Genomic DNA, 12,073 nt, shown 5'->3' on the forward strand with positions numbered 1-12,073 from the left:
CCGCCTCGTCTTCGTCTTCGGCTTCGTCTTCGTCTGTCTCCTCTCCTTCCTCGATGTCCTCGTTCCGGGGGCTGCCGCCCGTCGTCTGGACGCTCTTCGCGGGAACGGTGATCAACCGCCTGGGCTATCTCGTCACGCCCTTCCTCGTCTTCTTCCTGGCCTCGCGTGGCGTCACCGGCACCGACACCACGTACGTCCTCGGCGCGCTCGGCGCCGGCAACCTCCTCGGCCCGGCCATCGGCGGCGTGCTCGCCGACCGCCTCGGCCGCCGGCCCACGATGCTGATCGGCCTCGTCGGTGCCGCCGCCGCGCAGGGCGCCCTGTTCGTCGCGCCGGGGGTGTGGACGATGGCCGCCGCCGCGCTGCTGATCAGCGCCACCGGCATGACCGTCTCGCCGGCCGCGTACGCGCTGATGGCCGACACCGTCGACCCCGAACGCCGGCAGCGCGCGTACGCGCTCTTCGGCTGGGGCGTGAACATCGGTACGGCGGTCGCCGGCGTCCTCGGCGGCTTCCTCGCCGCTCACGGCTACTGGCTGCTGTTCGCCGTCGACGCCGGATCGATGCTGCTGTACGCGGTGGTGGTCGCCACCCGCCTGAAGGAACCGTCGCGTGCCCCGCGGCCCGTCGGGGACGACGGCATCGGCTACGGAGTCGTCCTGCGCGACCGTCTCGCCGTCCTGCTCCTGCCGCTCCTCGGCGTGCAGCTCTTCGTCTACTCCCTGACGGAGGTCGCCCTGCCGCTGGCGATCCGCGACAGCGGCCTGTCGCCCGCCGTGTACGGGGCGATGGCGGCCGTCAACGCCGTCCTGGTCGTCGCGCTCCAGCCCTTCGCGACCGTGCGCCTCGCGCGCCTGCCGCGGCTGCGGGTGCAGGCGGCGGGCAGCGCGCTCATCGCCGTCGGCGTCGCCCTCACCGGCCTGGCCGAGGGGGTCGTGGGCTTCACCGTCTCGGTCGTGGTGTGGTCCCTGGGCGAGGTGGTCGTGGCCGGCATCGCCGCGGCGGTGATCGCCGACCTGGCCCCGCCGCACGCCCGCGGCCGCTACCAGGGCGCCTTCGGCTGGACCTGGGGCGTGGCCCGCTTCGGTGCCCTCACCCTGGGCGTCACGGTCTACACCGGCCTGGGCGCCGCCACCCTCTGGTGGTCCGCCCTCACCGCCGGGCTCGCCGCGGCCGCCGGCACCCTGCTGCTGCGCCGCAGGGTGGAGGCCGCGGCCGAGCTCAACGAGCGGGCGGCGTCGGCCGACGGGCCTGCGCCGGTGAGGGAAGTCGAGGTGGCGGGGAAGGAAGTCGGGGTGGCGGGGAAGGAACTCGGGGCACCGAGCCAGGTGTAGCCGACCTCGACGGCCTGGAGCGCGTCGCCGGAGGGGCGCGGGCGCGGGTGGCGGAAGGAGGTGACGCCGACCGCCCGACCGGTGTCCCACCACACCTGCGCGTACGGCACGAGCGGGCCGGCCGCGGCCCGACCGAGCTGGGCCCCGTCACCGCGTGTCGCGCGATTTCCACCCCCGCGCCCGCCGGGGCTCCTACGCTCGACACGTGACCGAGAACGAGATCAAACTCAAGGCCATCGCCGCTCTGACGGCGTTGCGCGGCGGAGTCGACGAGGGCCTCGTCTCGGACCTTCTGGGCGAGGTGATCCCGGGGCAGTTCGCGGTGCCGGCCGGGGCGACGGCGGAGGAGATCGGCCTCTCCGTCCTCACCCAGCTCTCCGAGCCGGTGAGCGCGCTCGTCAACGGCTTCATCCTGGCCTTCGAGGCGGTGGCCGACGCCCATGACGCCTCGGGCGCGGAGCCGGGCACCGAGCCGATCCTCCAGGAACTGGCGCTGCGCCTGGCCAGCGACGACATCGACGACTGACGCCGCCCCGCGCCTCGACGGCCGCGTCACGGACACCACCGACAACGACGTCACGGACACCACCGAGAACAACCCGGCGCGGCGGGACCCTCTCGGCGTGGCGGGCGATCTCAGGTGGTGGGCGGGGCGATCTCAGCGCGGCCCGGTGATCCGCTCGTACACCGTCACCCGCCGGCCGCGGACCTGTTCGTCCGACACCGGGGTGAAGTGCTCCCTCAGTACGGAGAGCTTCACCCGGTCCCGTTCGGCGGCCGCCGGCCTGGCGACCTTCCGCGCGTCCGTGACCAGCAGGATCCGCCGCTGGGTCAGCATCGCGGCCCGTATCCGGTCCGGGCTCGCCTCCACGCCCTTCAGCGTGCCGGACTCCTCGGGGGTCCGGGCCAGGGCTATGTCCCGCAGGCCGGTGAAGGCGTCGGGGGTGACGAGGCGGGTGTCGCGCCGCGCGGCCGGTACGAAGAGCACGGCGTCCCCGGGGTCGCCAAGGCGCCGCACCTCCGAGGCCACCGCCAGGACGTCGTCCACCCGGCTGGCGGGGGAGCGCTTGGCCAGCGACTGGGGGAGCAGCAGCACCATCGCGACGGCGACCACGACGGGCAGGAGCCCGCGTGAGCCCTTGGGGAAGCGCGGGCGGGCCGCCCGTACCGCCGCCGCCAGGACCGAACCGATCAGCAGCGCGAGCCCGAGCATGCTGAACAGCACGTACCGGTCGAGGAAGAGCGGCTGGACCAGGGACACGCCGATCAGGCCGAGCTGGGGGACGGCGAGGAGCGGCAGTGCCACGGCGGTCAGGGAGAGCCGGGTGCCCGCCCGGGGGCGGTCGAGGAGCGCGCCGAGCCCGCCGATCGCCAGCAGGATCGCGGGGCCGATCATCATGTGCCAGGTGAGCGGCGGGATCCAGGACACCTGGTCGGACTGGGCGCGACTGAACAGGATCAGCGGGAGCACACCTGCCGTGGCGGCCGTCGACGCCGCCGTCCACCGGAGCCACAGGCCGCGCGGGGCGCGGGTCCGGAGCAGGGTCAGCAGGTGGGCGGGCAGGAGGAGCAGGGAGAGCCAGTTCAGCAGCCCGCACACCAGGACAGCGCCGCCGTACGCGGCCCAGCGCACCCCGCGGGCCCTGCCCTCCCGGCCCTTCTCTCCGTCCTGGAGCAGGCTGACGAGCAGGAGCGTCGAGACGGCGGCGCCGGCGGCGACCAGGGCGTACGGGCGCCCTTCCTGCAGGTAGAACTGCACGGCCGGCAACATCCCCAACGCCAGCCCCGCCCCGAGGCCCGCCCACGCCCCGGCCAGACGCCGCCCGATGACCGTCACACAGCCCGCCGCCACCGCGACGGCCAGCACGGAGGGCAGCCGCAGCACGGTGGTTCCGGGGCCGAAGCACTCGAAGAGGCCGTGCATGAGCAGGTAGTAGAGCCCGTGCACGACGTCGACGTTCTCCAGCATGCACACGATGTCGGCGGCGGACCGCGTCGCCACCTGCCAGGTCGCGGCCTCGTCCCGCCAGACGCTGTCCTGCCGCGACAGCCCCCACACCCCGAGCGCCACGGTCCACACCGCCGGTAGGAGCCAGAGGTAGGGACGGCGCGGGGGAGCGGCGATGGGGGATGTCATGAAGGTGGTTCCGGCCCTTGGCTCGTGCGGGGACACTCCGGCGGGTTGCCACCCTCGAAGACGCACCCCCGGCCCGCCCGGCAAAGCCGGTCCACCCGTTCGAGACGCACGTCACACCGCCGGATCAGCTCCGCCGCGCCACCGGCTGACCCTCCACGAGCTCCACGAGCTCTACGAGCTCTACGTGGCGTACCGGGCGGTCACGAGGTAGCCCGTGAAGCTGACGTCTGGCCGGTCCTTCGCCCACCCGTCCGCCTTGTCGACCGGAACCAGCACGGTCGTCCCGGGAACGGGGCAGTTCACCTTCTCCGTGGCGCCCGGGGGCACCCCGTAACGGCAGTGCACCTCGGTGATCGACAGCACCTCCACCGAGGTGGGCGCGCGCCCCTCCCCCTGGCCGTGGTGCTCCTCGCAGAAGTCGATCTCCTGCGCCCGCTCGCTGCCGACGACGTCGGCGTAGTCCTCGGGATCGGCCTCCAGCAGCGTCCAGGAGATGACGTCCCCTGTCGCGAAGTTCTGTCCACAGCACTGGATCTGCCAGGCGTCGACCCAAATCGTCAGCGTCATGACGTCATTGTCCGCCGCGTGATCGGAGACCTGGAGAACGTCGAAGGGCCCCACCGCGAACGGTGGGGCCCTTCGACATATTGCCCGGTGAGAGCAATGGCGGAGGATACGAGATTCGAACTCGTGAGGGGTTGCCCCCAACACGCTTTCCAAGCGTGCGCCCTAGGCCTCTAGGCGAATCCTCCGGGGAGAACATTACATGACCGGGAAGGGTGCTTGCGAACGTGATCCGGGGCGGGGAGTGGTCGAAGGACGCAGGTCGTCGGGGGTGGGCGAGGAGGGGTTCGGATCGGGTACCCTGGGCGGAGCCCCTCACGTGGCGCTATCTGACTGAACTCCCCCAGGGCCGGAAGGCAGCAAGGGTAGGTCGGCTCTGGCGGGTGCGTGAGGGGCGCTTGCGTTCCCGGGCGGCCTCGCCGGACCTCGGTGTCCCGGGCGGCCTCGCGGACCTCGTGTTCCGGGTGGCCCGCCCGGACCGGGCTGTTTCCGGGTGGCCCCGCCGGACCTCGGTGTCCCGGTCGGCCTCGCGGACCTCGTGTTCCGGGCGGCCCGCCCACCGGTCCCGGCCGGTGCCGATCGGCCCCGTTGCCCCCGGGCGGTCCCGTGCATCCGGGCGTTCCCGGGTTGTCGGTGGGCGCCTATAACCTCGTATACGTGTCGTCTCTCGCGCTGTACCGCCGCTACCGTCCCGAGTCCTTCGCCGAGGTCATCGGGCAGGAGCATGTCACCGACCCGTTGCAGCAGGCCCTGCGGAACAACCGGGTCAACCACGCGTATCTGTTCAGCGGACCCCGTGGCTGCGGAAAGACGACCAGCGCCCGGATCCTCGCGCGGTGTCTGAACTGTGAGAAGGGGCCGACGCCCACGCCCTGCGGGGAGTGCCAGTCCTGCCGGGACCTCGCGCGCAACGGACCGGGGTCGATCGATGTCATCGAGATCGACGCGGCCTCGCACGGTGGTGTGGACGACGCCCGTGACCTGCGGGAGAAGGCCTTCTTCGGGCCCGCGTCCAGCCGCTACAAGATCTACATCATCGACGAGGCCCACATGGTCACCTCGGCGGGCTTCAACGCCCTGCTGAAGGTGGTCGAGGAGCCGCCGGAGCACCTCAAGTTCATCTTCGCAACGACCGAGCCCGAGAAGGTCATCGGCACCATCCGGTCGCGCACCCACCACTACCCCTTCCGGCTCGTGCCGCCCGGCACCCTGCGGGAGTACCTGGCCGAGGTCTGCGGGCGCGAGGGCATCCCCGTCGAGGACGGGGTGCTGCCGCTCGTCGTGCGGGCCGGGGCCGGGTCCGTGCGTGACTCGATGTCCGTGATGGACCAGCTGCTCGCCGGCGCCGCCGAAGACGGTGTGACGTACGCCATGGCCACGTCCCTGCTCGGCTACACGGACGGCTCGCTGCTCGACTCCGTGGTGGACGCCTTCGCGGCCGGCGACGGCGCCGCGGCCTTCGAGGTGGTCGACCGCGTGATCGAGGGCGGCAACGACCCGCGCCGCTTCGTCGCCGACCTCCTGGAGCGACTGCGGGACCTCGTGATCCTCGCCGCGGTGCCGGACGCGGCCGAGAAGGGCCTGGTCGACGCGCCGTCCGACGTCATCGAGCGCATGCAGGCGCAGGCCTCCGTCTTCGGCGCCGCCGAGCTCAGCCGTGCCGCCGACCTGGTCAACACCGGGCTCACCGAGATGCGCGGCGCGACCTCGCCGCGGCTCCAGCTGGAGCTGATCTGCGCGCGCGTGCTGCTGCCCGCCGCCTTCGACGACGAGCGGTCGGTGCAGGCCCGCCTCGACCGCCTGGAGCGCGGGGCCGCCGCCGCGCCGCCCGCCGCCGTCTTCACGACCAGCTCGCCCGCGCCGCAGATGGGGTACGTGCCGACGGCCGAGGCCCATGTCCCGCCGCCCGCCGCCCAGCCCCCGGCCCCGGCCCCGGCCCAGCCATCGGTCCAGCAGCCGCCGTCCCCGGCACCGGCTCCCGCCCAGGCACCGGCTCCCGCCCAGGCACCGGCTGCCGCCCAGGCCCCGGCCCCCGCGCCCCAGCAGCCGCCCGCCGCCGCTCCCGCCGCCCCGCCGCAGCCCGGTGCCTGGCCCGGCGCCGCGCGGCCCGGCGGTGGTGCCCCCGGCGCCTGGCCCGGAGCCTCCGCCCCCCAGGCCCCGGCCCCCGCCCCGGCCGCCCCGCCGCAGGCCGCCGCGCCCGCGCCCGCCGCCTCGGGCAACATGGCCGCCGGTGCCGCCCAGGTGCGCACCATGTGGCCGTCGATCCTGGAGGCGGTCAAGAACCGGCGCCGCTTCACCTGGATCCTGCTCTCGCAGAACGCCCAGGTCGCCGGCTTCGACGGCACGACCCTCCAGCTCGGTTTCCTCAACGCGGGCGCCCGGGACAACTTCGCGAGCAGTGGCAGCGAGGAGGTCCTGAAGGCGGCCCTCGCCGAGCAGTTCAACGTGCACTGGCGCGTCGAGGCGATCGTCGACCCCTCGGGCGGCGTCAACCCGCCGCCCGCCGCCGGAGGCTTCGGCGGCGGCCGCCCGCCCGCGGCCGCCCCCGCCTACCAGTCCGCGCCCTCCCACCAGCCCGCCGCTCCCGCGCCCGGCCACGCCCCGCAAGGCCAGGCCCCCACCCCCGCGCAGCCCCAGGGCCAGGGTCAGGGCCACGGCCAGGGGCAGGGCCGGAATCCGGCCCCCGCGCCCGTACGGGCCCCGTCGCCGAGCCACCAGGCCGCCGCGCCCGCCCCGGCGCACACCCCGCAGGCGCCGCCGCCGGTCGCCCCCGAGGACGACGTGCCCGAGGAGGACGATCCGGACCTCGTCGACTCCGCGCTCTCCGGTCACGAGCTGATCGTGCGCGAGCTCGGCGCCACGGTCCTGGAGGAATACACGAACGAGTAGGACCGTCTCGCTCGGTGGCCCGCACAAGGGGCATCCCGCCCCGCGGGCTACCCTGGCTGGCGTGAAGGTCCTCGTCATCGGCGGCGGCGCCCGCGAACACGCCCTGTGCCGCTCCCTCTCCCTCGATCCCGACGTCACCGCTCTGCACTGCGCGCCCGGCAACGCCGGAATCGCGGAGGTCGCCGAGCTCCACCCCGTCGACCAGCTCGACGGCGCCGCCGTCGCCGCGCTCGCGACCGAGCTCGGCGCCGGCCTGGTCGTCGTCGGCCCGGAGGCCCCGCTCGTCGCGGGCGTCGCCGACGCCGTCCGCGCGGCCGGCATCCCGGTCTTCGGCCCCTCCCGGGAGGCGGCGCAGCTGGAGGGCTCCAAGGCCTTCGCCAAGGACGTCATGGCCGGCGCCGGCGTGCCCACCGCCCGCAGCTACGTCTGCACCACCCCCGAGGAGATCGACGAGGCGCTCGACGCCTTCGGCGCTCCGTACGTCGTCAAGGACGACGGTCTCGCGGCCGGCAAGGGCGTCGTGGTGACCGAGGACATCGAGCAGGCCAGGGCGCACGCCCTCGCCTGCGACCGGGTCGTCATCGAGGAGTTCCTCGACGGTCCGGAGGTCTCCCTCTTCGCCATCACCGACGGCACCACCGTCCTCCCGCTCCAGCCCGCGCAGGACTTCAAGCGCGCGCTCGACGGCGACCAGGGCCCCAACACCGGTGGCATGGGCGCCTACTCGCCGCTGCCCTGGGCCGACCCCAAGCTGGTCGACGAGGTCATGGAGACCGTGCTGCAGCCGACCGTGGACGAGCTGCGCCGCCGCGGCACCCCGTTCTCCGGCCTGCTGTACGCGGGTCTGGCCATTACCGGTCGCGGGGTGCGGGTCATCGAGTTCAACGCGCGCTTCGGCGACCCAGAGACCCAGGTCGTGCTGGCCCGGCTCAGGACCCCGCTGGCGGGCGTCCTGCTGCACGCCGCCAACGGCACGCTGGCCGACCAGCCGCCGCTGCGCTGGAGTGATGAGGCGGCCGTCACCGTGGTCGTCGCCTCGCACAACTACCCGGGCACCCCGCGCACCGGCGACCCCATCGAGGGCCTGGCCGAGGTCGCGGAGAAGGACGCCCCGCACGCGTACGTGCTGCACGCCGGCACCAGGCGGGACGGCGACGCGATCGTGAGCGCCGGCGGCCGGGTCCTGTCGGTCACCGCCACCGGAACGGACCTGACGGAGGCCCGCGAGCGCGCCTACGCGGCGGTCGGCCGTATCCGCCTTGACGGTTCCCAGCACCGTACGGACATCGCGGAGAAGGCGGCGCGCGACGCGCGGGCCGCGCAGGCGGCCCGCGGCTGACGGCCCCGGTCCGACCTCCCGGCGCACGAGGGAGCGGCGGCCGTGCAGTGAACCGCACGGCCGCCCCACCGTCATCACCTTTGCCCAAAGCCATTCCATCGAGTGACGGCTCGGCCATCTGGATGACGCCCGCCAAAGGCCCAACTAGGGTGCGGCGAAGGCGTTCCGCCGATGTTCCGGCACTTGGCCCTACCGACATTGCGATGTCAGTGGCGGGTGCCACAGTGGGGGAGTGAGCAACACCGCCACGGGCAGTCCCGACGAGGGCAGGAGGGGGTGATGTACGGCGTGTCCGGTATCGGTTCAGCGGCCGGCGAGGAGCTCGGCGCGCGCGCCGCGCGAGCCCGGGCCCTCGCGGTGCTCCGCGTGCGCGGCAGGGCCCTCGGGCTCGCGGTGCTTCCCGCCGCTGTCGCCGTCGTCCTGTACGCGGGCGGCGTCACCGGCCATTTCACCGGCCCCGGCTGGGACACCGCCCGGTGGGTGGTGACCGCCCTCGCCGTGGTCGTCCTGCTCGTGGCGGCTGCCGTCGCGCTGGTCGTCGCCCGGTCCCGGCCGGCCGTGACGCCGACGGTGGAGCTCGCCGAGAGCGCCGCCCCCGATCTGTACCGGCTGGTGCGCGACCTCGCCGACCGGCTCGGCGTGCCCGCGCCCTCCGCGATAGCCCTCACCCCGGACTGCGACAGCTGGCTGGAGGACCGCTCCCACCCGGCGCACGGCCGCCGGCACCACGGGAGCGCGCCCGGCGACGCGCCCGTCCTCGTCATCGGTTCGCCCTTCCTGTGGTGGATGCGGGTGGGAGAGCTGCGGGCGGTCCTCGCGCCGGTCGTCGCCGGTACGGGGCCGGCCGCGCACCCCGACATAGCGGCCGCCCGCCGCTTCGTCCGGGGCCTGGACGCCGCGGTGGCCGCGCCCCGCCGCCCCGGCCTCGACCCGGTCCGCAGGCTCGGCGCGCAGGGCGTCGGCCGGCTGGCCCGCGTGATGCTCAAGAGCTGCCGGGGCCATGCCGCCGAGATGGAGCGGGGTGTCGCCGCGGCCGGTTCCGAGCGGGCCCAGTCCGTGGACTACGGCGTGCGGATCGTCGCCCAGGAGCAGGTCGGCCTCGCCTATGCCGGCTGGGACCGGCTGCTCACCCGGGTCGCGCTGCCCGCCTGGCGGATGGGCCGCTGGCCGGCCCGCCTGGACGCCGGGGTGGTCTCGGCGCTGACCGAGCTCTCCCGCCGTGACCGGCTGGCCGACGGCTTCGCCTCCCGTCTCGGGGAGCGCCCCGCCTGCGACCTCCTGGAGGAGCCGGGCGCGGTCGACGAGGCGACCTCCCTCCTCGCCGCCCACCTCTTCCACGGCGCCCCGCCCGAATCCGGCCCGGACTGGGCCCCGGTGGACTGGACCGACTACGCGGACGAGGTCGTCGACCGCACATGGCGCGCCGACGCGGCCCGCCTCCACCACGTCCTGGACCGCCTGGACGGCAGCCCGCCGCCCGAGGGGCTTACGGTTCGAACGGACGGCACTCCCGACACCGCCACGGCTCCCACCGCCGAGCCCGCGCTCACCGAGCCCGCGCCCACAGAGCGTGGGCCCGCCGAGCCCGCGCCCACAGAGCGTGGGCCCGCCGAGTCCGACCCCGCCCCCACCCCCCTCTCCTCCGACGTCGGCGCCGCGCCCGACGGGCCCACCCTCGCGCGGGTCATGGCGCATCTGACGGGGGCGCCGGGCGGGGCGGACGGCGGGAGCGCGGCCGATGTGCTGGCCGCCGCGTTGACCGCGCAGGCGGCGCGGGAGCAGAGCCGGAAGCCGGTCGTGCCGGCGGCCGAGGGGCCCGACGGGCCGGTGGCGCTGTTTCCGTTGCAGCCGCCCCGCACCGGACGGGACCTGCTCGCCGATCACGTGGCCGCGATGGTGTGCTGCGCCGCCGTGGACACGGCGGAGGCGGCGCCGGGGCTCGACTGGCTGGACGGGCCGGCGCTGTTCGTCCGTGGGGAGCGGAGCACGGACCTGAGCGCCGTGGTGCTCGCCCTCGTCGAGGACGGCGACCCGGCCCCCCTGAGGGCCTGGCTGACCAGGACCGGAGTCCGCCCGGAGAAGCCCGTCCGGCTCGTCTGACGCGGAGGTTCCGGTTCCACTCTCGTCAATTCACGACGAACGGTGACGGAGTGCGTGCGTTATGTGATGTGCTGGAGACCGGCACTGACAGAGGCAGGATCCAGCGGCACTGACCAGCCGCACCGAAAAGGTCACCACGGACCACGACCGGGGGAGTCGAGGGAGGGGCGCAGCATGGGGGCGGAGCAGATCAGGCGGTGGGAGTCGGGCGCGCTCGCGCACGCCGTGTCGGATCCCTTCGGCCAGGGCCCGCTGCCCTGGCTGCGCGGTTCGGAGAACTACTTCGACGACACCGGCCAGATGGTCCCCTGGTACGCGGACGAGACCCTGGCCCGTGGGGGCGGCGGCGGCCCCCGTACGGCCGACGACGTGCACGGCCAGATCAAGGGCTTCGTGTCCACCGGTGCCGTCGCCCCGGGCGAGGCGATCGATTTCCACATCACCGTGGACCCGCCGCAGCAGTTCTCGGTCGACGTCTACCGCATCGGGCATTACGGGGGCGACGGCGCCGCCAAGATCACCACCAGCCCGCGGCTGTCCGGCATCGTCCAGCCGGCCCCGCTCACCGCCGACCGGACCGTCTCCTGCCACCACTGGTGGCAGTCCTGGCGGCTACAGGTCCCCTCGTACTGGTCGATCGGCGCGTACGTCGCCGTGCTCACCACCGTCGACGGCTACCGCTCCCACATCCCCTTCACGGTGCGCGACAGCCACCCGGCCGACCTGCTGCTCGTCCTGCCGGACGTGACCTGGCAGGCGTACAACCTCTACCCGGAGGACGGCCGCACCGGCGCCAGCCTCTATCACGCCTGGGACGAGGAGGGCCGGCTGCTCGGCGAGGAGGAGGCGGCCGTGACCGTCTCCTTCGACCGCCCGTACGCGGGCGCGGGCCTGCCGCTGCACGTCGGGCACGCCTACGACTTCATCCGCTGGGCCGAGCGCTACGGCTACGACCTGGCGTACGCGGAGACGCGCGACCTGCACGCGGGCCGGGTCGACCCGAGCCGCTACCGGGGCCTGGTCTTCCCGGGGCACGACGAGTACTGGTCGGTGCCCATGCGCCGTACGGTCGAGCTCGCCCGCGACCAGGGCACGTCACTCGTCTTCCTGTCCGCCAACACCATGTACTGGCAGGTGGAGCTCGGCCCGTCCCCGTCCGGCGCCCCGGACCGGCTCCTCACCTGCCGCAAGCGCCGCGGCCCCGGCCGCCCGGCGCTCTGGCGGGAGGTCGACCGGGCGGAGCAGCAGCTGCTCGGCATCCAGTACGCGGGGCGGGTGCCCGAACCGCACCCGCTGGTGGTGCGGAACGCGGAGCACTGGCTGTGGGAGGCCACCGGCGCGGGGGAGGGCGACGAGATCCCGGGCCTGGTCGCCGGCGAGGCCGACCGCTACTTCCCGCGCACCGCGCTCCCCGAGCACGAGAGCCGCATCCTGCTCGCCCACTCCCCTTACCGGGACGGCGAGGGCGCGCGCCGCCACCAGGAGACGAGCCTCTACCGGGCCCCGTCGGGCGCCTGGGTCTTCGCCTCGGGCACCTTCGCCTGGTCGCCCGCGCTCGACCGGCCGGGCCATGTGGACGCCCGGATCCAGCGCGCCACCGCCAACCTCCTCGACCGGATCTGCAAGCGGGACTGAGCGGCGCGGTGCCGGTCGTCGCCAGCCCGGCACCGACGACCGGACACCCCTCGGTGCGGACCGGACACCCGCCAG

Annotated in this window: 8 protein-coding genes, 1 tRNA gene and 1 other RNA gene; 7 read left to right on the forward strand and 3 right to left on the reverse strand. The window is 74.5% G+C overall.

Annotated features, from left to right (window positions below):
- Positions 1 to 53 precede the first annotated feature (53 nt).
- The gene (locus ABTZ91_RS11490) at positions 54 to 1,334 is read left to right on the forward strand and encodes an MFS transporter (RefSeq protein ID WP_352076924.1); all 1,281 of its coding nucleotides are present in this window, start codon (positions 54 to 56) and stop codon (positions 1,332 to 1,334) included.
- Positions 1,335 to 1,539: 205 nt separating this feature from the next.
- On the forward strand, positions 1,540 to 1,860 hold the full coding sequence (locus ABTZ91_RS11495) for a hypothetical protein (protein ID WP_345486763.1): 321 nt from the start codon (positions 1,540 to 1,542) through the stop codon (positions 1,858 to 1,860).
- Positions 1,861 to 1,992: 132 nt separating this feature from the next.
- Here ABTZ91_RS11495 and ABTZ91_RS11500 read toward each other — a convergent pair whose 3' ends face one another.
- From ABTZ91_RS11500 to ABTZ91_RS11510, 3 genes are all read right to left on the reverse strand, one after another.
- Positions 1,993 to 3,471: a glycosyltransferase family 39 protein gene (locus tag ABTZ91_RS11500; RefSeq protein WP_352076925.1), complete on the reverse strand. Its 1,479-nt coding sequence runs from the start codon at positions 3,469 to 3,471 to the stop codon at positions 1,993 to 1,995.
- A 180-nt stretch (positions 3,472 to 3,651) separates the two neighbouring features.
- Positions 3,652 to 4,038, reverse strand: coding sequence for a DUF6578 domain-containing protein (locus tag ABTZ91_RS11505; protein WP_352076926.1), 387 nt, complete (start codon positions 4,036 to 4,038; stop codon positions 3,652 to 3,654).
- Between the two features lie 97 nt (positions 4,039 to 4,135).
- Positions 4,136 to 4,223: transfer RNA gene (locus tag ABTZ91_RS11510), tRNA-Ser, on the reverse strand.
- A gap of 118 nt (positions 4,224 to 4,341) precedes the next feature.
- Between ABTZ91_RS11510 and ffs the strand changes: the two genes are divergently transcribed.
- From ffs to ABTZ91_RS11535, 5 genes are all read left to right on the forward strand, one after another.
- Positions 4,342 to 4,440: signal recognition particle sRNA small type (gene ffs / locus ABTZ91_RS11515), an RNA gene on the forward strand.
- 252 nt (positions 4,441 to 4,692) lie between these two features.
- Positions 4,693 to 6,924, forward strand: coding sequence for a DNA polymerase III subunit gamma and tau (locus tag ABTZ91_RS11520; RefSeq protein WP_352076927.1), 2,232 nt, complete (start codon positions 4,693 to 4,695; stop codon positions 6,922 to 6,924).
- A gap of 61 nt (positions 6,925 to 6,985) precedes the next feature.
- Positions 6,986 to 8,263 (forward strand): phosphoribosylamine--glycine ligase, encoded by a 1,278-nt coding sequence (purD, locus tag ABTZ91_RS11525; protein WP_352076928.1) that lies wholly within the window; start codon positions 6,986 to 6,988, stop codon positions 8,261 to 8,263.
- 279 nt (positions 8,264 to 8,542) lie between these two features.
- Entirely contained in the window at positions 8,543 to 10,363 is a 1,821-nt protein-coding gene (locus ABTZ91_RS11530) for a hypothetical protein (protein WP_352076929.1), read from the forward strand.
- A gap of 174 nt (positions 10,364 to 10,537) precedes the next feature.
- Positions 10,538 to 11,998, forward strand: a complete 1,461-nt coding sequence (locus tag ABTZ91_RS11535; RefSeq protein WP_352076930.1) for a N,N-dimethylformamidase beta subunit family domain-containing protein — start codon at positions 10,538 to 10,540, stop codon at positions 11,996 to 11,998.
- Positions 11,999 to 12,073: the final 75 nt, after the last annotated feature.

The organism is Streptomyces sp. NPDC126499 (assembly GCF_040302485.1).
GTDB lineage: Bacteria > Actinomycetota > Actinomycetes > Streptomycetales > Streptomycetaceae > Streptomyces.

Excerpts from the sequence above, each read along its gene's own strand:
- ABTZ91_RS11490 (WP_352076924.1), top strand. The coding sequence starts at position 54 with ATGTCCTCGTTCCGGGGGCTGCCGCCCGTCGTCTGGACGCTCTTCGCG.
- ABTZ91_RS11500 (WP_352076925.1), bottom strand. The coding sequence starts at position 3,471 with ATGACATCCCCCATCGCCGCTCCCCCGCGCCGTCCCTACCTCTGGCTC.
- ABTZ91_RS11505 (WP_352076926.1), bottom strand. The coding sequence starts at position 4,038 with ATGACGCTGACGATTTGGGTCGACGCCTGGCAGATCCAGTGCTGTGGA.
- ABTZ91_RS11530 (WP_352076929.1), top strand. The coding sequence starts at position 8,543 with ATGTACGGCGTGTCCGGTATCGGTTCAGCGGCCGGCGAGGAGCTCGGC.
- ABTZ91_RS11535 (WP_352076930.1), top strand. The coding sequence starts at position 10,538 with ATGGGGGCGGAGCAGATCAGGCGGTGGGAGTCGGGCGCGCTCGCGCAC.